22 protein-coding genes are annotated in these 21,191 nt (G+C 68.2%); all 22 read left to right on the top strand.

The annotated features are described in order from the left end of the window. Positions 1-120 precede the first annotated feature (120 nt). The 22 genes from IFSED24_RS05495 to IFSED24_RS05390 all read left to right on the top strand — a co-directional run bounded on the left by IFSED24_RS05495 (position 121) and on the right by IFSED24_RS05390 (position 21,162). Positions 121-2,334, top strand: coding sequence for a two-component system sensor histidine kinase NtrB (locus IFSED24_RS05495; RefSeq protein WP_491334211.1), 2,214 nt, complete (start codon positions 121-123; stop codon positions 2,332-2,334). After that, positions 2,331-3,758 (top strand): sigma-54-dependent transcriptional regulator, encoded by a 1,428-nt coding sequence (locus IFSED24_RS05490; protein WP_491334210.1) that lies wholly within the window; start codon positions 2,331-2,333, stop codon positions 3,756-3,758. Before IFSED24_RS05495 ends, IFSED24_RS05490 begins: the two co-directional genes overlap by 4 nt. A 297-nt stretch (positions 3,759-4,055) precedes the next feature. Further along, on the top strand, positions 4,056-5,147 hold the full coding sequence (locus tag IFSED24_RS05485) for a hypothetical protein (protein ID WP_491334209.1): 1,092 nt from the start codon (positions 4,056-4,058) through the stop codon (positions 5,145-5,147). Beyond that, positions 5,119-5,508: a hypothetical protein gene (locus IFSED24_RS05480; protein ID WP_491334208.1), complete on the top strand. Its 390-nt coding sequence runs from the start codon at positions 5,119-5,121 to the stop codon at positions 5,506-5,508. The genes IFSED24_RS05485 and IFSED24_RS05480 overlap by 29 nt, the downstream gene beginning before the upstream one ends. Further along, entirely contained in the window at positions 5,483-6,211 is a 729-nt protein-coding gene (locus tag IFSED24_RS05475) for a sensor histidine kinase (protein ID WP_491334207.1), read from the top strand. Before IFSED24_RS05480 ends, IFSED24_RS05475 begins: the two co-directional genes overlap by 26 nt. Before the next feature lie 34 nt (positions 6,212-6,245). Further along, positions 6,246-7,616 (top strand): sigma-54-dependent transcriptional regulator, encoded by a 1,371-nt coding sequence (locus IFSED24_RS05470; protein ID WP_491334206.1) that lies wholly within the window; start codon positions 6,246-6,248, stop codon positions 7,614-7,616. Between the two features lie 4 nt (positions 7,617-7,620). Continuing rightward, positions 7,621-8,031, top strand: a complete 411-nt coding sequence (gene flgB / locus IFSED24_RS05465) for a flagellar basal body rod protein FlgB (RefSeq protein ID WP_491334205.1) — start codon at positions 7,621-7,623, stop codon at positions 8,029-8,031. A gap of 17 nt (positions 8,032-8,048) precedes the next feature. Then, the gene (gene flgC, locus IFSED24_RS05460; RefSeq protein WP_491334204.1) at positions 8,049-8,561 is read left to right on the top strand and encodes a flagellar basal body rod protein FlgC; all 513 of its coding nucleotides are present in this window, start codon (positions 8,049-8,051) and stop codon (positions 8,559-8,561) included. Between the two features lie 13 nt (positions 8,562-8,574). After that, entirely contained in the window at positions 8,575-8,874 is a 300-nt protein-coding gene (fliE, locus tag IFSED24_RS05455) for a flagellar hook-basal body complex protein FliE (RefSeq protein ID WP_491334203.1), read from the top strand. A gap of 27 nt (positions 8,875-8,901) precedes the next feature. Then, entirely contained in the window at positions 8,902-10,440 is a 1,539-nt protein-coding gene (gene fliF / locus IFSED24_RS05450; RefSeq protein ID WP_491334202.1) for a flagellar basal-body MS-ring/collar protein FliF, read from the top strand. Positions 10,441-10,449: 9 nt separating this feature from the next. Further along, positions 10,450-11,463: a flagellar motor switch protein FliG gene (gene fliG / locus IFSED24_RS05445; protein ID WP_491334201.1), complete on the top strand. Its 1,014-nt coding sequence runs from the start codon at positions 10,450-10,452 to the stop codon at positions 11,461-11,463. After that, on the top strand, positions 11,444-12,178 hold the full coding sequence (locus IFSED24_RS05440) for a FliH/SctL family protein (protein WP_491334200.1): 735 nt from the start codon (positions 11,444-11,446) through the stop codon (positions 12,176-12,178). The genes fliG and IFSED24_RS05440 overlap by 20 nt, the downstream gene beginning before the upstream one ends. Then, positions 12,171-13,496 carry a FliI/YscN family ATPase gene (locus tag IFSED24_RS05435; RefSeq protein ID WP_491334199.1) on the top strand — a complete coding sequence of 442 codons (1,326 nt, stop codon included), beginning with the start codon at positions 12,171-12,173 and terminating at the stop codon, positions 13,494-13,496. The genes IFSED24_RS05440 and IFSED24_RS05435 overlap by 8 nt, the downstream gene beginning before the upstream one ends. After that, positions 13,496-13,951, top strand: a complete 456-nt coding sequence (fliJ, locus tag IFSED24_RS05430) for a flagellar export protein FliJ (RefSeq protein ID WP_491334198.1) — start codon at positions 13,496-13,498, stop codon at positions 13,949-13,951. The genes IFSED24_RS05435 and fliJ overlap by 1 nt, the downstream gene beginning before the upstream one ends. Positions 13,952-13,999: 48 nt before the next feature. Beyond that, positions 14,000-14,521 carry a MotE family protein gene (locus IFSED24_RS05425; protein ID WP_491334197.1) on the top strand — a complete coding sequence of 174 codons (522 nt, stop codon included), beginning with the start codon at positions 14,000-14,002 and terminating at the stop codon, positions 14,519-14,521. After that, positions 14,522-15,907, top strand: coding sequence for a flagellar hook-length control protein FliK (locus tag IFSED24_RS05420; RefSeq protein WP_491334196.1), 1,386 nt, complete (start codon positions 14,522-14,524; stop codon positions 15,905-15,907). It begins immediately after the preceding gene. Between the two features lie 15 nt (positions 15,908-15,922). Continuing rightward, positions 15,923-16,573 carry a flagellar hook assembly protein FlgD gene (locus IFSED24_RS05415; protein WP_491334195.1) on the top strand — a complete coding sequence of 217 codons (651 nt, stop codon included), beginning with the start codon at positions 15,923-15,925 and terminating at the stop codon, positions 16,571-16,573. Positions 16,574-16,625: 52 nt separating this feature from the next. Further along, positions 16,626-18,689 (top strand): flagellar hook-basal body complex protein, encoded by a 2,064-nt coding sequence (locus IFSED24_RS05410; RefSeq protein WP_491334194.1) that lies wholly within the window; start codon positions 16,626-16,628, stop codon positions 18,687-18,689. A gap of 61 nt (positions 18,690-18,750) precedes the next feature. After that, entirely contained in the window at positions 18,751-18,975 is a 225-nt protein-coding gene (locus IFSED24_RS05405; RefSeq protein WP_491334193.1) for a flagellar FlbD family protein, read from the top strand. Between the two features lie 36 nt (positions 18,976-19,011). Then, positions 19,012-19,794 carry a motility protein A gene (locus IFSED24_RS05400; RefSeq protein ID WP_491334192.1) on the top strand — a complete coding sequence of 261 codons (783 nt, stop codon included), beginning with the start codon at positions 19,012-19,014 and terminating at the stop codon, positions 19,792-19,794. Positions 19,795-19,827: 33 nt separating this feature from the next. Beyond that, positions 19,828-20,637 (top strand): OmpA/MotB family protein, encoded by an 810-nt coding sequence (locus tag IFSED24_RS05395; RefSeq protein WP_491334191.1) that lies wholly within the window; start codon positions 19,828-19,830, stop codon positions 20,635-20,637. A gap of 9 nt (positions 20,638-20,646) precedes the next feature. Next, a complete protein-coding gene (locus IFSED24_RS05390) occupies positions 20,647-21,162 on the top strand; it encodes a flagellar basal body-associated FliL family protein (protein WP_491334190.1) in 516 nt (171 codons plus the stop codon). Positions 21,163-21,191 lie beyond the last annotated feature (29 nt).

Here is a 21,191-nt window from a genome sequence, read left to right as displayed (position 1 = left end):
CCCATCAGGCGCGGGCGGTGCACGAAGCACCGCCCGCGGTCTTTGCTTGCGCAAGGTGGCAAAAAACTTTACAGTTGTTCCCTGGTCTTCCTTCCTGCTTCCAGGGATGGTGCTCCGAACATGCTCCGTGACGGATCGGTGCAGGCCTCGCCCGAGGTTCTCCTGATTGGCTCCCTGCCGCGGGCCGCTGCCTGGCTACCTGGCTGGCCCTGCCACGTGGGATCGGAGCTGCCTGCGCCGGAGACGTCGCTGCTACCCGGTAGGCTGGTGGTGCTGGACGCCGGTTGGTTGCGGGAACAGGGGCACTGGAACGATTTCGCGGAATGGGTGCAGGCCGTGGCCCGGCGTGGGACCCTGGTGATCCTGGTTCACGATCGGATCGCGGCCGGCGAGCTGGTGCCGCTCTTCCGCCAGGGCCTCTTCGACGCGGTGGCCATGGACGATCCCGACCCGGTCTGGACCCTGGTCCGCGAGCGCGCCATCCAGCGGCTGGCCGCCTGGCGCGAGGGCCAGGCGATCCAGGCCGACCGCGACCTGACCCAGCGACTCCTGCAGGACAACCGACGCCAGCTCCAGGACGAGGCCGCCGCCGAGGCCGTCGCGCTGCTGCAGGCCCAGGCCGAGCTGGAACTGGCCAACCAGCGGCTGAGCACCCACATGGCGCAGGTCTCCCTGCTCTACAAATTCGGGCGCGACCTCAGCCTGGCCAGCAACTGGGACGACACCCTGCGCAACATCCTCAGCAATCTGGCCGAATTCGTGGGCGCGGCCGGCGGCGCCCTGGTCCTGCGCGCCGCGCCGGGCGGCCCGTACGCCCCGCGGCAGACCTACCGCTGGCAGGAGAAGTCGTGGGACAAGGTGCTGCTGCGGATCACCCGTCAGATCGACACCGGCGTGGCCAGCAGCCTGCTCGCGCCGGGCATCTTCCAGGTGGGACGCGGGACCAGCGATGACGGCGGCCGGATCACCGCGCTGCCGCTGGAGCATCAGGGCGTGCGGCTGGGCATGCTGCTCCTCCTATTCGCCGATCCGGACGAGCGCCAGGAGCGGACCGAGGCCCATCTCTCGTTCCTGCAGATGGTGCAGGTGGTCCTGTCCGAGGAGGTGGCGGCGGCCCAGATGCTCGACCGGCTGCGCGACATCGGTGCGTTCAACACACGGGTGCTCGAGACCGTCAGCAGCGCCATCTGGGTCTGCGACGGCTCGGGCCGGTCGATCTTCGTCAACCGGGCGGCCCGCCGGCTCCTGGGACTCGATGCCGGACCGGTCCAGGACGATCCGTCCGCCGCGCTGGCCGTGGGCCGGGGCCGGTTGCTGGATCGACCGCTCACCGGAGGCGCCGAGCTGGATGACCTGCCCGAGGTCTTCCTCGACGGCAAGCTCGAGATCGCCGGCCGTCGCGACCCGCTCTTTCCGACCCTGCTGCGGCGACGCACTTCGTTCGTGGGCGAGGGGACGGTGCGCGATACCGGCGGTCAGGCCATCCCGGTCCGGGTGCAGACCGCACCCATGGCCGGACGCGGGCACGAGGACCGCTGGCTGCTGGTGATCCTCGAGGATCTGCGTGAGACCAAGCGGGCCGAGGCCGCGCGCCGGCACGCCGAGCAACTCGAGGGCCTGGTGGCCATGTCGGCCACCCTGGCGCACGAGATCCGTAATCCGCTCATGGGGCTCAGCGCGCAGGCCGAGCTGCTGGCCGACTCGCTGCCCGCCGACGATTCGCGCCGCGACCGCATCGATCTGATCACCGAGGAGGTCGAGCGGATCAACCGCACCATCACCGACATGCTGCAGTTCGTGCGGCCGTGCGAGCCGCGTCGCGAACCGCTGACGCCAGCGACCCTGGCGCGCGCCTGCCTCGAACTGGCGCGGCCGCGGGCCGAGGCCCGCGAGGTGGAGCTCCGCCTCACGGCACCGCCTGCGCTCGAGATCCTGGCCGATCCGGCGCAGCTCAAGCAGGTCCTGCTCAACCTGTTGCTGAACGCCTGTGACGCGGCGCGGCCCGGCGGCGTGGTCGAGCTGATCATCCGCCCCGATGCCATGCTGGACGTGGCCGATCCCCGGCGCGGCACCACCCGCAGCGTGCCCGGCGTCGAGCTGACCGTGCGGGATGACGGGCCGGGCTTCGGCGAGCTGTCGCCGGAAAAGCTCTTTCAACCTTTCTTCACCACCAAGACCACGGGCACCGGCCTGGGACTCGCCTACAGCCGCAAGGTTGTCGACGCCCACGGCGGTGAGATCCGGGCGGAGCGAGACGGCGGCGCTACCTGCATGCGCGTCCTGCTGCCCCGGGAAGACTTGGCCAGCCGTTCGCTGGCCGGGGAGGCGTCATGAACAAGCGAATCCTGGTCGTTGACGACGAGGCCACCATCCGCATGTCCCTGGTGGAGGCGCTGACGGCGGCCGGCTACGAAGTGGACGATGCCGAGACGGGGGAGGAGGCGCTGGCGCGCTGCCATGCCGACGACTTCGATCTCCTGGTCACCGACCTCAAGCTGCCGGGCATCAGCGGGCTCGAGATCCTGCAGGCGCTGCGCAACCAGAACCGCGCCATCCCGGTGATCCTGATGACGGCCTACGGCGACGTCGACACCGCGGTCTCGGCCATGCGCCTGGGCGCCTACGACTACATCACCAAGCCCTTCAAGCTCGCCGAGATCCGCCAGCAGGTGCGCGGCGCGTTGCGCGCCACGCAGCCCGTCCTGGTCCAGGCCGCGGGCGAGGTGGCCGAGACGCCGCCGCCGGCCGAGGGCCGCGACGGGCAGTACCTGCGCATGATCAAGGCGTGCCCGGGGCTGGCCGAGGTGGCCCGGATCCTCGAGAAGGTGGGTGCCAGCCGGAGCGGCGCCGACACGCCCATCCTGGTCCAGGGCGAATCGGGAAGCGGTAAGGAAATCGTGGCGCGGGCGGTGCATGAGGTCACCGGCGCGCGCGATCGGTTCATGGAGATCAACTGCGCCGCGGTGCCCGAGACCCTGCTCGAGAGCGAGCTGTTCGGGCACGAGAAAGGTGCGTTCACCGACGCCAAGGCCCGCAAGGAGGGGCTCTTCGAGCTGGCTGGCCGCGGCACCATCTTCCTCGACGAGATCGGGGAGATGGGCATCCTGCTGCAGACGCGGCTGTTGAGGGTGCTCGAGAACCGGCGTTTCCGCCGCGTGGGTGGCAAGGAGGATCTCGACATCCACGCACGCATCGTCGCCGCCACCAACCGGAAGCTGGCCGAGGCCATCGAGGAGGGCCTCTTCCGCAACGATCTCTACTACCGGCTCCAGGTGGTGGAGATCCACGTGCCGCCGCTGCGCGAGCGGCCCCAGGATCTCGAGGTCCTGATCAACCACTTCCTGCGCGAGCTCAACCAGAAGCTCGGCCTGAAGTGTGCGCCCATCGACGCCGGCCTGCTCGAACAGCTGCAGAAGTACCCCTGGCCGGGCAATGTCCGTGAGCTGCGCAACGTGCTCAAGCGCATCATGATCCTCGAGGAGCCCCAGCGGCTGTCCGCCGACCACTTCCCCGAGTTCATCCGCACCGGCCAGAATCCGCGTGGCGCCGGCAAGGTCGACGCGGGCTTGAGCCTCATGCCCCTGGCGGAGACCGAGAAGCGGCAGATCCTGTTCACCCTCGAGCAGACCACGAACAACAAGAGCAAGGCCGCGCGCATCCTCGGCATAAGCCGCCAGACCCTGCGCGAGAAGCTGCGGATCTACGAGACCGACGAGGGCCCGGAATCCGCGCTGAAGGCCGACGAGGCCGAGGGCTGATCGTCCGCTGGCCGGCGGCGCGCCCGCGCCGCCGGCCGTTCTGCCACCTGCTTGCCCACAATCTGACCACCGGTGACCGGCAAGTGGTCTTTGCCGGTCTTGGCGCCGCCATGCCGGTCGATCCTCGTGCTCCCCTTCCTGGACGTGCCGTTTCAGGCGTTTCTGCAATCACCTTCTGGAGAATGAGTTACTGAATCCGTGGTCGCTCTGGCCCACGGCCGGATCTGGTCCCTGCACAGGCACGTCCTTTGCGGTGCCTGGCGCCGAAGGACGTGTATTCCTCGGAGCAGGGAAGAAATGACCAACAGATTGCACACCCCGGTAAAGCGGCTCCTGGTCCTGGTCTCGCTGGCGCTCTGGGTCCTGTCGAGCGGCGCGGTCGCGGACGGTCTCGGCGATGTCCAGCGCGACGGCTACCTCGTCTGGCTGCACTCGCTGGAGGAGACCATCGCGCTGCGCCAGGCCGCGGGCCAGCCCGAGCCGGCACGTCTCTATCCGCTGGGGATCCTGGATAACACGGCTCCCGCCGATTCGAGCGCCGAGGCCGATCTGCGCACCGTGGCCAGCGTGCTCGACGAACTCGAGGCACGGCCCCGCCTGCTGCAGGAAGGGGCGGGCCGCACGGCCCTCAGCGCCCTGGTCCGCGCCCGCAACTACCGCCACATCGCCGAGTACGACAGTGCGCTGAGCTGGTACGGCAAGGCTGTCCAGCGCGATGTCGCCGGGGAATTCGCCGCCGAGATCGGCCTCGAGACCATGGCCACCGCGGTGGCGGCCGGGGACTCGCTCGCCGTGGCGCGGCATCTGCTCGATGTGTTCGGCAGCCGCGATCTGGCCGCGCATCAGGACGAACTGGTCCTGGGCTACCGCTTCCTGGTGGCCCGCACCGACTCCACCAACCTCGACCTGCTCGTCCGCGAGGTCGACACCCATCCGGACCTGATCCAGGGACGGATCGCCTTCTGGCAGGGCTTCGCCCAGAGCTGGCTACAGCGCTGGCCGGAGAGCCTGGCGACGCTCCAGGACCTGGTGGCCGGCGGCGGCCTCTCGCACGGCCTCGACGAATCCCAGCGGGCGTGGGTGATGGTGGCGATCCCCGACCTGATGGTCCTGACGGGCGACCAGCAGGCTGCGGCGGACCTCTACCGCGCCGTGGCCGAGAGCAACCTCGGGCCCACCGCCGACTACGCCAGCTGCCAGGCCGCGGTCCTCGACTTCCTCGCCGGTCGCTTCCTCATGGCCGGCACCACCTTCGAGAGACTCTGCAACCAGACCGCCGAACTGCCCTGGCGCGGCTACGCCTGCGACATGGCACTGCTCAGCGACGAGATGGAACGGCTGCGAAGCGAGGGAGAGGACCATGGCGCCGCTGCTGTCTACCAGCGCTGAGATCTCGGCGCGTGAACGGCGCCTGCTGGACCGGCTGCTCGGGCTGTATTCCGAACAGCAGCGGCTCTACGGCGAAGTCCTCGAGCTGTCGCGCCGTCAGCAGGAGATGGTCCGCCAGGGCGTGCCGCTGGGCGAGATCCGCGGCTTGCTGCAGGAGAAGAAGCGCCGTCTCGAGACCATCAACCGGCTGGCCATGACCGAGGACCTCAGCAAGGAACAGTGGCGCCAGGGCCGCCGGGCCTGGAGCGCCAGCGGCCGGGCCAGCCTCCACCGCGCCCTCGAAGCGGTGGGTCAGATCATCGAGGAGATCCTCGCTTGCGAGCAGGAGAATGACCGTGAACTGCTGCACCAGTGCCGATGACATCGTGGTAGCGCCCGCCGCCACGGGCGAGATCATCAGGCCGGCCGGCCTCGGCCGCGATCGCCGCGGCCGTCTGCTCCGCGGCTACCTGCACAAGAGCAGCAACAGCCTCTGCGGCATCAAGGGCTACGCCAGCCTCATCGCCGGCGGTCCCGGCAATTCTGGCCGCACCAGCGCCTGGGCGCGCAAGATCATCGCCGAGGTGGAACGCCTCGAGGACCTCTACCACTCGGTGCGCGACATGGCCTTCCCGGTGCCGGCGCCGGGTCTCGCCTCCGAGGCGCTGCAGACCGTGCTCAGCGATGCGGCCGACGTGGCGGCCGCCCGCCATGTGAATCTGCGTATCGGACCGCTGCCCGTGGCCACGGCGATCCTGCGCCTGCCCGCCGGCGACCTGATGCAGGTGCTCGGCGCGATCCTCGACAACAGCGCCGAGAGCCGTCCCGGCCCGGTGGAGGTCACCCTCTCGCTCGAATACGACCGGGACCGGTTCACGCTGGCGGTGGCCGACGATGGTCCGGGCATGCCGCCGGAACTCCTGTCCCAGGTCCTCGACCCCTTCGTCACCACCCGCGACGGCCACCTCGGCATCGGCCTGGCGCGCGTGGACACCATCATGGACATGCACGGATTGAGCTGGGGCCTGCGGAGCGTGCCGGACGGCGGCACCACCGTGACCCTGGAAGTGGCCGGACCCGCCTGAGGCGGATCCGCAGCAGCCTTTGAAAGGGAACCCGATGGCCAAGAAACCTCGCATCCTCGTGGTCGACGATGAACACACCATGCGCGATTTCCTCACCGCCTCCATGACGGAGAGCTACAAGGTGCGCACCGCCAGCGACGGCCAGGAGGCCATGAGCGAGCTCCGGCGCGAACCCGTGGACCTGGTGCTGTCGGATGTGCGCATGCCCGGGGGAGACGGCCTGACGCTGCTGGCCGAGATCCAGCAGGAGCTGCCCGACCCGCCCATCGTGGTGATGATGACCGCCTTCGGCACCATCAAGGAGGCGGTGGAGGCCACCAAGCGCGGCGCGGTGGACTACCTGACCAAGCCCTTCGGCCTCGATCAGCTCGAGCACACGCTCAAGCGCGCCTTCGAGCTCCGTGAACTGCGCAACGAGAACCAGACCCTGCGGACCACGCTCAAGGCCCAGCGCAAGCAGCATGGCCTGCTCGGGGGCAGCGTGGCCATGGTGCAGCTGCGCGAGAAGATCGAGATGATCGCCGATTCGCGCGGCACGGTCCTGCTGCAGGGGGAGAGCGGTACGGGCAAGGAGGTGGCGGCGCGGGCCATCCACAACGCCGGCTGCCGCCGCGACCATCCCTTCATCCGCCTCAACTGCGCCGCCATCCCCGAGTCGCTCATCGAGGGCGAGCTCTTCGGCCACGAGCGCGGCGCGTTCACCGGTGCGGTGCAGGCGCGCCCGGGCAAGTTCGAGCTGGCCGACGGCGGCACGCTGCTGCTCGACGAGATCAGCGAGATGCCCCTCAGCATGCAGGCCAAGCTGCTGCGGGTGATCCAGGAGCGCGAGTTCATGCGGCTCGGCGCCCGCGAGGCCACCCGCTGCGACGTGCGGATCATCGCCACCAGCAACCGGCATCTGAAGGAGGAGATCCGCGCCGGCAACTTCCGCGAGGACCTCTTCTTCCGGCTCAACGTGATCCCGCTGCGCCTGGTCCCGCTGCGCAACCGCAAGGACGACATCCCGCTGCTCGTGGGACACTTCGTCCGCACCTTCTGCGCCGAGAACAACAAGCCCGTGATGACCGTGAGCGAGAGCGCGCTGCGGAACCTGGTGGCCCACGACTGGCCCGGTAACGTACGCCAGCTGCAGAACGTCATCGAGCGCGCGGTGATCATGAACTCGGGCAGCGAGCTCGACGCGGCGCAGCTCGATCTCCACGACGAGATGAACCACGGCGAGGGACCGGTGGAGCTGAGCGAGGACCTCACCATCCGCGAGATGGAGCAGGAACTGATCTTGCGGAAACTCCAGAGAACGGGCGGAAACCGCACCCAGGCTGCCACGGAACTGGGCATCAGTGTCAGGACATTGCGCAACAAGCTGCATCTGTACAACGAGCAGGGCCTGAGCGTCCCGGGATAGGATCATGATCGCACGCGGCATCTTCGAAAAGGCTCATCTGGGCGATCTCAAGCAGGCGCTCGACGTCTACGCCCGGCGGCACAAGGTCGTGGCCGACAACATCGCCAACGTCGAGACCCAGGGCTACGCGGCCAAGGAGCTCCGTTTCGAGGAATACCTGGCCGACGCCGGGCTGCGGCTGCAGGGAGCCCGCACCAACGCGAACCACCTGCACCTGGGCCGCCGCGATCTGGACTCGGCCCGCAGCGACATCGGCGAGGTGGCCTCGGACTTCGACAACGGGATCAACAACGTGGATATCGACCAGGAAATGACCGATCTGGCCACCAACGACCTCTCGTACCGTCTGGCCACGCGACTGCTGAGCATGAAGTACGCGAACCTGCGTAGCGCCATCCGCGGCCGCAGCGCCTAGCGCGAGGAGGCAAGGGAATGAGCAAGGGACTCTTCGACTCGATCCGCATCAGCGGCAGCGGCCTGGCCGGCCAGCGCGTCAAGATGGACGTGGTGGCGCGCAACCTGGCCAACGCCGAGACCACCCGCACCGCCGACGGCACACCCTACCGGCGCCAGCGCGTGGTCTTCCGCGAGGTGCTCGAGCAGCGGGTCGCGCAGCAGCGTTCGCGCCTGTCCGCCGCCCCGAGCGAGGGCGGTCACGGCCCCGCCCGGACCCATCCCCAGCATCTGGCCGGCATCAACACCTTCACCAACCAGGACCGCGAGGGCGTGACCTCGGCGGTGGCCGCGGCGCCCGATGCCTCGGACTTCCGCGTGGTCTACGACCCCGGTCATCCCGACGCCGACGAGGAGGGCTACGTGCTCATGCCCAACGTCGACGTGATCACCGAGATGGTCGACATGATCACGGCCAGCCGCGCCTACGAGGCCAACGTCTCGGCGGTGCAGGCGGCCAAGGACATGTTCAACCAGGCCCTGAAGATCTAGGAGAGGCGTCACCATGGCCATCGGCGGCGTCCGCAATCTCGGCTCCATCGATCCTCGCCAGGCCTATGCCGGCCAGAGCAAGGCCTCGCCGCGCGCCAGCTTCGGCGAGCAGCTGCAGTCGGCGATCCACGAGGTCGATCAGCTCCAGGCCCAGCGCGACACCATGGTGGAGGACATGGTGCGCGGCGAGCAGATCGAGGTGCACGAGATCATGACCGCAGCCGAGGAAGCCCAGCTGGCCTTCGAGCTCATGCTCGAGGTCCGCAACAAACTCCTCGAATCGTACCAGGAAATCATGCGCATGCAGGTCTAGGCACCAGCCTGAAGGATCGGAGACCACGTGGACGGATTGCGGCAGGCATGGCAAGGCATCAGGGAGCGCTTCGGCGCCATGTCGGTCAACCAGCGACTGGTGCTGGGCATGGTGGCCACGGCCGTGGTGATCTCGGCGGGGGTGTTCAGCCTCATGCTGGGGCACGAGGAGCAGGTTGTCCTCTTCTCCAACCTCTCGCTCGAGGACGCCAACCGTGCCCTCGACGAGCTGAACAAGCGCGACGTGGCGGCCGAGCTGACCAACGGCGGCACCACCATCAAGGTGCCCGCGTCACAGGTGCACCGGCTGCGGGTGGAACTGGCCAGCGAGGGTATTCCCTCCAGCGGCGTGGTGGGCTTCGAGATCTTCGACCAGAACAAGTACGGCATGACCGAGCAGGACTTCGAGGTCCAGCACCTGCGCGCGCTGCAAGGGGAGCTGACCAAGACCATCGAGAACCTGCGGGGCGTTGAGTCGGCGCGCGTGCATCTGGTGATGCCCAAATCCTCGATCTTCCGGGCTCTGGCCAGCGAACCCACCGCCTCGGTGGTGCTCACGCTGAACCGCCAGCGCAGCCTGGGCCAGTCGCAGATCGCCGGGATCCAGAGCCTGGTCGCCGGCAGCGTGGAGAATCTGCACCCCGAAAACGTCACCGTGCTCGACCAGTACGGCCAGGCGCTCTCGGCGAACTATGGCGACGATGCGTACGGCACCAGCGATCGCCAGCTCGAGCTGAAGAAAGAGGTGGAGACCTACCTCTCGGAGAAGGCGCAGAGCCTGCTGAGCGGAGTGCTCGGCGCCGACCGCTCGCTGGTGCGCGTCGATGCGACCCTGAACTTCGAGAAGATCGAAAGCGAACGCACCGTCTTCGATCCCAAGGGATCGGTGGTCCGCTCCGAGGAGCGCAACGAGGCCAACGACCCGCAGAACGGCGGCACCACCGAATCCAGCATGACCAACTACGAGATCAACCAGACGGTGGAGCGCATCGTCGGGGAGACCGGCGGCATCAGCGGGCTCTCGGTGGCCGTGTTCGTCGACGGCACCTACACCACCCCCGAGGGTGGCGGCGATCCCGTCTACGCCCCGCTGCCCCAGGATCAGCTCGACAACATCCAGCGCGTGGTCCAGCGCGCGGTGGGGCTCTCGGCCGAGCGCGGCGATCAGATCGAGGTGGTCAACATCCAATTCCAGGACGGGCTGACGGGTGACGAGACCGGCGGCGGCCTGCCCGGCGGCTGGCTCGAGCTGGTGACCCAGCACGGTGGCCGGGTCCTGATGGCGATCATGCTGGTGTCGCTGGTGCTGACCTTCCGGCGCAGCCTCGCAGCGGCGCTGAGCGAGCTGGCCTCGCTGCGCGGCGGCCCGTCGGGTGCGCCGGGCGCTGCCGGTGGCGGGGGGCAGGGTCAGGCCGCACCGGGCGATGTCGAGCGCTTCGAGGGTTTGCCGGAGATGACCGACCAGATGGTCGAGGATGTGCGCGAGTATGCAGCGGAGAACCCCGAACGGGTGGCCGAGGTCATCCAGTCGTGGGTGTACGAACCTGAACCCAGCTCGGGGCGTTAGGTGGCGACGATGAAGGTCCAGCCCGATTCCAAGAACCTGCGCAAGGCCGCCATCTTCATCATGGCCCTGGGGCCCGAGGCTGGTGGCCATGTCATGGCCTGCCTGCCCGAGTCCATGGTCGAGCAGGTGACGCACGCCATCGCCAACGCCGGGCAGATCCCCCGCGAGGAGAAGCGCCTGGTCCTCGGCGAGTTCATCAACCTCTCGTGCCAGATCTCGGGCATCGGCTTCGGTGGCGAGGAGACGGCCAAGCAGATCCTCGAGGCGGGCTTCGGCACGCATCGGGCCTCCTCGTTGCTGAGCCGCGTCACCAGCTACAGCGAGATCAAGAGCTTCGAGCACCTGCGCACCCTCGACGCGCTGACCGTGGCGAACTACCTCAAGAACGAGCACCCGCAGACCGTGGCCGTGGTGCTCGCCCACATGGATCCGCGCGACAGCGGACCGATCCTCCAGCTCTTGCCGGCCGAACTGCAGGGCGAGGTGGCCTACCGCATGGCCGTGCTCGATTCGCCCAATGCCGAGTCGTTGAAGGTGGTCGAGGAGGTGCTGGCCAGCCAGCTGCAAGGCGAGATGAACGCCAGCCGGGGCAAATACGGCGGGCGCAAGCAGGTGGCCGAGATCCTCAACGAGACCGAGCGCGAGACGTGGCAGGAGATCCTCGACGAGATGCGCGAGATCGATGACGAGGTCGCCAACGAGGTCAACAACCTCATGTTCATCTTCGAGGACATCGTCCTGATGAACGACAAGTACATCCAGGAGATCCTCAAGGAGATCGACGGCAAGGAGCTGACCCTGGCGCTGAAGGGCGCCACGGAGGAGATCCAGGACAAGATCTTCAACAACATGTCCAAGCGTGCCGCCATGGGCATCAAGGAGGACATGGAGTACATGGGTCCGGTCCGCCTGAGCGAGGTGGAGGAGGCCCAGCAGCGCATCGTCGAGGTCGTGCGCAGTCTCGAGGAAGCCGGCACCATCGTCATCGGCAAGGGGGGCAAGGATGCAGAAATGGTGTCCTGAACCGCTCGAGATCGAGGCGAACGCCGGCACCTTCCAGCCGCTGGCCATGGCCACGGGTGTGGCGCCGCAGCATCCGGGCTTCCGCCCCGAGGCCGGATTCGCCGACCCGCGCGGCCTGATGCGTCAGCTCTCGCGCGACGAGCGCACCCTGATCATGGAGCTGCTCGAGCAGGACCTGCGCCGCGAGTACGAGGAGCGCTTCCAGCGCGAGAGCGAGGAGCGCCGGCGCCAGGAGGAGGAGCGGGTCCGGCAGGAAGCAGAGGTCCGGCAACGCTGGCAGGACGAACTCTCGGCCGGCCTGCGCCGCGAGGTCGAGGAGGCCCTGAGCGGGCTGGCTCGCCGCAACGTGGAGATGGCGCTGCTGATGGCCGCGAAGGTGGTCCGTCACGAGGTGGCCACCGACCCCCAGGTGCTGGTGCGCACCCTCGAGACGGTTCTCTACAAGGTGGAGGCCGGCGGCACGCTCTCGGTGACCGTGCAGCCGGACGACGCCGTCTGGTTGAGGGAATCGCCCGAACTCTGCGCCCGTCTGCGCATCGCCGAGATCAAGGAGGACCGGCGCCTGGACCGCGGCGGCTGCCTGGTCAAGGCCGACGATCTGGAATGGGATGCCACCGTGGAGCGCCAGCTCGCCGTGCTGGGCGAGGCCATGACCGAGGCGCTGGCCATCCCGGTCCAGTCGGACGGACCCGCCCCGGAGGAACCGCGTGCTTGAGCTCGCCTGGGATGCGTGCCAACACCAGCTCCAGCGCTGCGATCCCGTGCGCCAGGTCGGCCGGGTGACCGGCATGGTGGGCATGACCATCGAGGTCATGGGGCTCTCGACACCCATGGGCTCGCTCTGCCGCGTGGAGGGCGGCCGCCACCGCCCACCGGTCTTCTGCGAGGCCGTCGGGTTCCGCAACGGCCGGCTGCTGCTCATGCCCTACGGCAACATGCAGGGAACCGCCCCGGGCCAGGCCGTGGTGCCGGTGGCCAGCCAGCTGACCGCGCCCACCGGCGACCGCCTGCTCGGCCGCGTGCTCAACGGGCTGGGTGAACCCATCGACGGTGGCCCGCCCATCAGCCACCTGCCGCGCCGCCGGCTGGGCAATGCCGCCCCGGACGCCTTGAACCGCCAGCGCATCACCCGGCCCCTGGAGACGGGGATCCGGGCCATGGACTCGCTGGTCACGGTGGCCCGCGGCCAGCGCATGGGCATCTTCGCCGGCAGCGGGGTCGGCAAGTCGGTGCTGCTCGGCATGCTGGCGCGCGGTGCCAGCGTCGACGTCAACGTGCTGGCCCTGATCGGCGAACGCGGTCGCGAGGTGCGCGAGTTCCTCGAACGCGACCTCGGTCCCGAGGGGCTGGCGCGCAGCGTGGTGGTGGTGGTCACCAGCGACGAGAGCGCAGTCATGCGCGCCAAGGGTGCCGAGACCGCCATGACCATCGCCGAGAGTTTCCGCGACCAGGACCGCGAGGTCCTGCTGCTGATGGACTCGGTGACGCGCTACGCCATGGCGCTGCGCGAGATCGGCCTGGCCGCCGGCGAACCGCCCACGACCAAGGGCTACCCGCCGTCGGTCTTCGCCGCGTTGCCGCGGCTCTGCGAGCGGGCCGGGTGTAGCGCGATCAACACCATGACCGCGTTCTTCACCGTGCTCATCGAGGGCGACGACATCCACGACCCGGTGGGCGACGCCATGCGGTCGATCCTCGACGGGCACGTCATGCTGAGCCGAGACCTGGCACGCCAGGGCCACTATCCGGCCATCGACATCCTGGGGTCGGTGAGCCGGCTGCGCAACGAGGTCATGGCCGAGTCCGAGCGGCGGCCGGGCGATCGCCTCGTCCGCTGGCTCAAGGCGCTGGAGGACAACCAGGACCTGGTGAGCATCGGCGCCTATGCCCCCGGCTCCGATCCCATCCTCGACCAGGCGCTGGCGGCACGTGACCAGATCCGCAGCTTCCTGACCCAGGACCTGGACCACCGCGCGGACGCTCGTGAGGGCCTCGCGGCCCTGGCGGACCTGGCCGGCGAGGAGGACGCCTGATGTTCCACTTCCGGCTCGAACGGGTCCTGCAGCATCGCCAGCGGATCGTTGAGGCCTGCACCCGCGAACTGGCCGAGGCGCAGGAGCAGCTCGCGCAGGCGCTGTCCGCCGTCGCCGCGGCCGACGACGAGCTGGTGCGCAGTTACCGGGAAGCGGCCCGGGCGCGCGAGGGCGTGGTCACGCCGGAGCACCTGGCGCGACTGACCTCCTGGCACGACGTGCTGGTGCGGCGACGGGACGAACGCCGCGGCGAGGTGGAGGCGGCACGCGCGTTGCAAGAGCGTACCCAGGCCAAGCTCCAGTCGGCCTGGCGCGATCGTGAGGTGCTCGAGCGGCTCAAGGAGAAACAGCGCCAGGAGTGGCTCCTGGAAGAAAGTCGCCGCCAGCGACGGGCGCTCGACGAGATCGGCGCCATTCGGGCGGCCCAGCAGCGGCAGGAAGATTTTGCCGGGTAACCGCCCCTGGCGGGCCCTGGCGCGGCGAGTCCACCGAAAGAGGACGACATGAAGAGCGTGCTGATCATCTCCAGTGTCACCTTCCTGCTGATCTTCGGCGGGATCGCGGCGCTGTCGTTGCAGCTCAGCGGGCAGACGGGTGGGGGCGAGACCGCGCTCGATCCGGCCGACCAGGCTGCCGGCCAGCGCCTGCTGCGCGACGTGAACGCCGAACGGGACCGGCTCCAGCGCGAGCGCGAGTATCTCGCCGGGATGCGCCAATCGCAGGCCGCTCGCGAGGTGCTCATGGGGCAGGTCCACGACCAGCTCCTGCAGACCATCCAGAAGATCGACCAGCGCCAGGACGTCTTCATCGCCGAGCAGGACGCTGCGGCCGACCGCCTGGCGAAGATGTACGAGGCCATGAAGCCCCAGAAGGCGGCCGTGATCCTCTCGGCCCTGGATATGGACGTCACCATCGCCATCCTGGCCCGCATGAAGGAGCGCCAGGCGGCCCGGATCCTGGCGAGCATGGAGGCCGGCCTCGCCGCCCGGATCAGTACGCGACTCAGCCTCAAGGAAGGTGCCTAGATGCAGCTGGATCTGACGGCTCTGCTCGGTTTCGGCAATTCCGGCAATCCCCTGGCCGCCGCCTCGCCCGCGTCGGCCGAGGGATCGGTTCCGGAGACAGGATTGGAGGCGATCTTCGCCTCGTTGCTGGCGGGGGTGCAGCAGAAGACCCTGGTGGAGGCGGGGGATTCTCCACAGCAACCGACGGCCCCGACGGACTCGGGCGTCGAGTCGGCCAACGAACCCGCGACCGAGACGGCGACCGCGCCGGGCGCCATGTCTTCACCGACGGTGGGACCGGACGGCCTGATCCAGGGCCCGACCGGACACGCCGCCGTGGCGATCATGACCGCGGCCCTGCTGCCGATCCAGGTCGAGCGCAGCGGGGACGGTCAACCGCTGGTCGCCGCCACGCCGGACGGTTCCGCGGATCCGGCCATGGAACAGCCTGCGGTCGCGGCGCCCGGGGCCACGACCACGACGCTGGTCGGGATGGCTGCAGACACGACCGGAAAGATCGCCGAGACGGGCACGCACGAAGCAGGCAAGATTCCGCCTCGCCACGGCGGTCAGGACGCTGGGCTGAATCCTGCCAGCACTCGTCCCTTGTCGCCGTCGGCGCCCGGTGGGCGTCCGTCGATGCCGGTGCCAGAGCTGGGCACCACGGCGTCTCAGGCCGCGTCGCCCGATACTCCGACGCCCGAGAACGTAACCTTCGAACTGGGCACCACGGCGGCCCCGAGCACCGAAGCCGACGCCGACGGCAAGACGCCAGGATCCTCCGACGCGCCAGGCGAAGGTGGGGACCGCGACGACCGCAAACCCTCGTTGAGCACGGCGGCCCGGGCCGAGGTGTCCTCGCCCGCCACGGCCGTCGAGCGGCCGGCGGAGGTTCCCGTCAGCCCGTCCGCCGAGGCGGTTCCGGCCCAGGTCAGCGCCGCGACCGGTCCCGATCCGCTGGCGGTCATCGGCCGAGCGGACACGAAGCATCCTGTCGGCGAAGCGGCGACCCGGCCCGCCGACCCTGACCGCATCCAGGCCCAGGTCCTGCGCCAGATCCTCGCCGCCGAGACGCCCTCCGCCGGCGAACAGAAGGTGACGCTACAGCTGAATCCCGAGCACCTGGGCAAGGTGGAAGTGCGTTTGATCGCCAGCGGCGATCGGCTGGAGGTGGTGATCACCGCGGAGAACGCGGACGCGGAGCAGGCGTTGCGCGAGGGGTCGAAGGATCTGCTGCGCGCGTTGAGCGGTCAACAGGCGGCCCGCTGGCAGCATGTCGAGATCAAGGTCGCCGAGCCGGAGGGATCCGGCCCGGACCACGAGGATGTCGAGGACGATGAGGGCGGCCAGGAGGAGCGCCGCGGTCGTCAAGAGCAGCAGCGTCGGCGCCAGCAGGCCCAGCGCTGAGCGAAAGGTTGAACCATGGCAGTGAGCACCGTCACTGACAGCACGACACCCGTGGTCGGCGGCCCGGCCCGCAACTATTCCGAGATCAATCAGATCGATTTCATGAACCTGCTGGTGGCGCAGATCCAGAATCAGGATCCGCTCAGCCCCATGGACAACGCTGAGTTCACCAGCCAGATCACGCAGTTCACCATGCTCGACGAGATCGCCCAGATGGGCGCGAGCCTCGACGAGAGCCTCATCATGGCCCAGTCGCTGAACAACACCGCCATGCTGGCACTGGTGGGGCAGGACATCACCGTCGAGGGCGACGAGATCCACGTCTCGGGGGGCGACGTCACCGGTAGCAAGATCAACTGTTACGAGCCGGGAACCGCCACGGTGACCATCCGCGACGAGGACGGCAACGTGGTGCGCACGTATCACAAGACCGTGGACGTGGGCCTCAACGACGTCAGCTGGGACGGGCTGGGGCCGGACGAGGAGGCGCTCGCCGACGGCGAGTACACGTTCGAGGTCGCGGTGGAGAACGTCGATGGCGAATCCGTCGAGGCCACCGAACTGATGACCGGACCGGTCAGCGGCCTGCGTTACGAGAACGGCATCGCGGTGGTGGAGATCTTCGGCCAGGAATTCTACGTCTCCGATATCTATCAGGTCAGCTAGGAGCCCTTCCCGGCTCCCGGCGGGCCGGTCAAGAAAGACCAGGAGGAACCCCATGTTCAAGTCGCTGTACTCAGGCGTTTCCGGAATGTCCGCCAACATGGCGCAGCTCGACGTCATCGGCAACAACATCGCCAACAGCAACACCACCGGCTTCAAGGCGGGTCGCGTGACCTTCAACGAGATGCTGACCCAGACGATCCAGTCGGCGAGCCGTCCGGTCTCCGGCGGCCTCGGCGGCACCAACCCACAGCAGATCGGGCTGGGCACCCGCGTCGGCAGCATCGACACCAACTTCAACCAGGGGAACTTCCAGACCACTGGCATCAAGACCGACCTGGCCATCCAGGGACCGGGCTTCTTCATGCTCAGCGACGGTCAGAACATGTCGTACACCCGGGCGGGCGTCTTCGGACTCGATGCCGAGAATTACCTGGTCAACCCGAGCACCGGCCTCAAGCTGCAGGGCGTGATGGCCGACGCCGACGGCAACATCGGCACCGGTCCCATCGGCGACCTCTACATCGACCCCGGCGCGGTGGTCCCGGCGCAGGCCTCGAGCACGGTGGAACTCATCGGCAACCTCGACGCCAACAGCGATGCCCAGGGCAGCATCCTCGAGACCGGCGCGCTGCTGGTGGCCGCCCAGGGCACCGATCGCCTGGTCGACCTCAGCGGCGAACGCGACGGCAGCCTGGGCCTGTATGCCGGCGATGTCATCAGCATCAACGGCCTGGTGGGCGGCGCGGACATCGGCACCAGCACCTTCGAGGTGACCAGCGCATCCACGCTCGACGACCTGCTGGCCTGGATGGGTTCGCACGCACCCGGTCTCTCGTTCGCCATGAGCGCCGACCCCACGGTGCCGGGCGCCATCGAGGTCACCAACGGCACGGGCGCCGACGTGACCAACCTATCGCTGTCGGTGGGCGGCCGTACCAACTTCAACGAGAACTTCCTCTTCCCCTCCTCGGTGGCCGCGGGCGCCACGGCCACCACGGCCGATGTCAACGACGGTGCGGGTGAACTGCGCGGCTACGCCGACGCCAGCGACGCCCTCGTAGACATCTACACCGCCCAGGGCAGCCGGCTGGGGCTCGACCTCTCGGGCGGCACCACGAGTCTGTCCATCGGCGGCGACCGCGGCGGTTCCACCGTCACCGACACGATCATGACCGTCGACGCCACCACCACCATGGGCGACCTGCTGAACTCGATCCAGCAGACCTTCTCCATCAACTCCAACCCGGTGGAGATCAACGCCGAGGGCCAGATCGTGGTCCAGGGCGAGGTGGGGACCGCCAGCGCCATCGGTGTCATCAGCATCGAGGAGCTCAACACCGACAACAGCACGGTGCAGTCGGCCTTCAGCTTCAACACCACCCAGCAGGCGCGCGACCAGCGCGACTTCTCGGTCTCGACCATGGTCTACGATTCGCTGGGCGGAAAGCACACCGTGAACTTCAACTTCCAGAAGGTGCCCGGCCAGAACGAGTGGATCTGGGAAGCCGAGATGGAAGGCGGCGAGGAGATCATCGACGGCGGCAGCGGCCGCATGCGGTTCAACGAGAACGGCGCCATCAGCAACTTCTCTTACGACGACGGGGCCGATGGCCTGATCTTCCGGCCGCAGGACGGTAACGAGGAGGGGGCCAGCCTCGTCACCCTGAACATCGACTACGGCGAGATCGGCGGCCTCAACGGCTTGACCCAGTTCGAGGGCACGGGCCAGCTCAAGAGCATGGCCGACGGCTACACCGCGGGCAGCCTGGTCGATTTCGAGATCGACCAAAGCGGTCTGATCGTGGGCCGGTTCAGCAACGACACCATGCGTGATATCGGCCGCATCGGCCTGGTCCAGTTCAACAACCAGGCCGGCCTGGTACGCGAGGCCAACAACACCTACAGCACGAGCGGCAACTCGGGCGACGCCATGGTCATGTTCGCCGGCGACGGCACCGGCGTGACGCTGACCCCGGGCGCGCTCGAGACCAGCAACGTGGACCTGGCCCAGGAGTTCACGCGTCTGGTGGTCGCCCAGCGCTCCTTCCAGGCCAACAGCCGGGTGGTGACCACGGGCGACACGCTGATGCAGGAGCTGGTCAACCTGGTCCGGTAGCTGAGTTTGCAGGTCCGGGCGGCGCTCTGGCCCGCCCGGACCACTCCCGGAGCTAAAGTTTATGATCAAGGTCACGAAACTAAATGGCAGGGAACTGGTGGTGAACGCGGATCTCATCGAGTTCGTGGAGTCCACCCCCGACACCCTGATCAGCCTGACCACCGGCCGCAAGGTCATGGTGCTCGAGGAGCTGAACGAGGTGGTCCAGCGGGCGGTGAGCTACCGCAGCCGCGCCCGCATCTACCCGGTTCCCACCGGCGGGACCGGATCGGTTTTCGAGGGCTGATCAGCGCGGGCGCAAGCCTGACGAGAGGCACCGGACGTGGATATCGCAACAGTCATCGGCATCGTGGCAGCCTTCGGCCTGGTGGTCTGGGGCATCATGCTGGGTGGCAGCCTGAACCAGTTCTGGGATCCGCCATCGGTGGCCATCGTGCTCGGCGGCACCTTCGCGGCGCTGTTGATCAGCTACCCACTGGCCAAGGTCCTGGGCGTGGCCAAGGTCCTCAAGAAGACCCTCTTCGCGGTGCCCCAGGATCCCTCGGCGGTCATCGCCAAGATGGTCCGCTACGCCGAGCGCGCGCGTCGCGAGGGCATGCTGGCACTGGAGGAGGAGTCGGAGGAGGAGCCCGACGACTTCCTGCGCAAGGGCTTGCGGCTCGCCGTCGACGGCACCGATCCCCAGCTGCTCGAGAAGATCCTCGAGACCGACATCGGCCAGATCGAGTCGCGGCACAAGGAGGGCAAGAGCATCCTCGACACCGGCGGCACCTTCGCCCCGGCGTTCGGCATGATCGGCACGCTGATCGGTCTGGTGAACATGCTCGCCGCGCTCGAGGACCCCAGCTCCATCGGCGCGGGCATGGCCACCGCGCTGATCACCACGTTCTACGGCGCGCTCATGGCCAATGCGATCTTCCTGCCCCTGGCCTCCAAGCTCGAGGTCCGCTCGCAGGAGGAGATCCTCGTCAAGGAGATGATCATCGACGGGATCATGGCGATCCAGAGCGGCGACTCGCCCCGCATCGTCGAGGAGAAGCTCAAGAGTTTCCTGTCACCCGTGCAGCGCAAGCTGGTGGACGACAGCAAGCAGCAGGCGGCCTAGGACGCCGCCGGCCGCTGCGTCCCGGGAGCCCTCATGGCCAAGAACAAGCGTCCCGTCATCATCAAAATGGGCCTCGACGGCTGGGTCATGACCTACGGGGACATGATGTCCCTGCTGCTGACCTTCTTCGTGCTCATCGTGAGCTTCTCGTCGATGCAGGAGGCCAAGTTCAAGGACGCCGCCATGTCGCTGCGCAAGGCGCTGGGCGTCATGGTCCAGCCCGAATCGGTCATCGAGTTCAACGACCCCCTGATGCCCAAGTACGAGACCAAGGAGGCCCAGGACTTCCTCTTCGAGGTCCGGGCACTGGAGTCGGCGCTGCTGGACAAGGGGCTCAACGAGGCGGTGGAGATGTCCTTCACCCCCGACGGCGTGCTCTTCCGACTCGAGGCGCCGGTGCTCTTCGCGCCGGGACTGGCCGAGGTCCAGCCCGCGAGCCACGCCGCGTTGGACCTCCTGGCCGGCTTCCTGGTCAAGTTCCCCGGGGAGATCCGGATCGAGGGCCATTCCGACTCGATCCCCATCCGCAGTGGCCGCTTTCCCAGCAACTGGGAACTGTCGGCTGCCCGCTCCGGGGCGGTGGCACGCTTCTTTCAAGGGAGTGGTTTGCCGCCGGAGCGGATCGCGGCCACGGGATACGGCGAACACCGACCGCTGGCCACCAACGATACCGCCGAGGGACGGGCCAAGAACCGACGGGTGGAGATCTTCCTGAAGGTGGACCGGAACCAGCCGGCCGCCGGTGGGAAACCGCTCAGCGGGGCCCTGGACGGATCGCGGACCAGCGCGCCGCGACCGACCCCGGTCACCGACCGGCTCCGGACCCTGCGCAGTGAGCCCTAAGGAGCAGGCATGGCAGAAGAAACCAAGGATCAGGAAGGCGCCGGCGAGGTCAAGAAGCCGGGTCTGCTGGAAAACAAGGTGATCATCCTGGGTGGCGTGGTGGCGCTGCAGCTGCTGCTGGCCGTCGGCCTGACCACCATGGTGATCATGCCCCGGCTGGGTGCCGGACAGGCCGCTTCCGGGGTCGAGAATCCGACTCTCGACAGCCCGGAGCAGGAGATGGGAGTGCTGCTCAGCCTGGGGGAGATCATCGTGACCCTGAAGGGCGATTCGGCCAAGACGCGGTACCTGCGCATCACCGTGGACCTGGAGCTGCAGGATCAGGTGGCCAGCGAAACCGCCGCCGAGCGCCTGCCCGTGCTCCGGGACACCGTGATCATGACGCTCAGCGACCGTTCGGCCGAGGACCTGAACCGGCCCGAGGGTATGAAGGGGCTGCGCGACGAGCTGATGCGACGCCTCAGCGAACGTCTGCCGGGCGACATGTTGCGGCACCTCTACTTTTCCGATCTCGTGATCCAGTAGGCAACTTCTCAGCAACGGCGGGAACGAGA

It is taken from the genome of Candidatus Latescibacter sp. IFSED24, from assembly GCF_058273205.1.
This window is presented reverse-complemented; position numbering and strand designations above follow the sequence as displayed.

Coding starts and splice junctions, on each gene's coding strand:
- IFSED24_RS05390 (WP_491334190.1), top strand. CDS start 20,647: ATGGCAGAAGAAACCAAGGATCAGGAAGGCGCCGGCGAGGTCAAGAAG.
- IFSED24_RS05490 (WP_491334210.1), top strand. CDS start 2,331: ATGAACAAGCGAATCCTGGTCGTTGACGACGAGGCCACCATCCGCATG.
- fliG (WP_491334201.1), top strand. CDS start 10,450: ATGAAGGTCCAGCCCGATTCCAAGAACCTGCGCAAGGCCGCCATCTTC.
- flgC (WP_491334204.1), top strand. CDS start 8,049: ATGAGCAAGGGACTCTTCGACTCGATCCGCATCAGCGGCAGCGGCCTG.
- IFSED24_RS05395 (WP_491334191.1), top strand. CDS start 19,828: ATGGCCAAGAACAAGCGTCCCGTCATCATCAAAATGGGCCTCGACGGC.
- IFSED24_RS05425 (WP_491334197.1), top strand. CDS start 14,000: ATGAAGAGCGTGCTGATCATCTCCAGTGTCACCTTCCTGCTGATCTTC.
- flgB (WP_491334205.1), top strand. CDS start 7,621: ATGATCGCACGCGGCATCTTCGAAAAGGCTCATCTGGGCGATCTCAAG.
- IFSED24_RS05405 (WP_491334193.1), top strand. CDS start 18,751: ATGATCAAGGTCACGAAACTAAATGGCAGGGAACTGGTGGTGAACGCG.
- IFSED24_RS05470 (WP_491334206.1), top strand. CDS start 6,246: ATGGCCAAGAAACCTCGCATCCTCGTGGTCGACGATGAACACACCATG.
- IFSED24_RS05480 (WP_491334208.1), top strand. CDS start 5,119: ATGGCGCCGCTGCTGTCTACCAGCGCTGAGATCTCGGCGCGTGAACGG.
- fliE (WP_491334203.1), top strand. CDS start 8,575: ATGGCCATCGGCGGCGTCCGCAATCTCGGCTCCATCGATCCTCGCCAG.
- fliJ (WP_491334198.1), top strand. CDS start 13,496: ATGTTCCACTTCCGGCTCGAACGGGTCCTGCAGCATCGCCAGCGGATC.
- IFSED24_RS05415 (WP_491334195.1), top strand. CDS start 15,923: ATGGCAGTGAGCACCGTCACTGACAGCACGACACCCGTGGTCGGCGGC.
- IFSED24_RS05410 (WP_491334194.1), top strand. CDS start 16,626: ATGTTCAAGTCGCTGTACTCAGGCGTTTCCGGAATGTCCGCCAACATG.
- IFSED24_RS05420 (WP_491334196.1), top strand. CDS start 14,522: ATGCAGCTGGATCTGACGGCTCTGCTCGGTTTCGGCAATTCCGGCAAT.
- IFSED24_RS05495 (WP_491334211.1), top strand. CDS start 121: ATGCTCCGTGACGGATCGGTGCAGGCCTCGCCCGAGGTTCTCCTGATT.
- IFSED24_RS05440 (WP_491334200.1), top strand. CDS start 11,444: ATGCAGAAATGGTGTCCTGAACCGCTCGAGATCGAGGCGAACGCCGGC.
- IFSED24_RS05485 (WP_491334209.1), top strand. CDS start 4,056: ATGACCAACAGATTGCACACCCCGGTAAAGCGGCTCCTGGTCCTGGTC.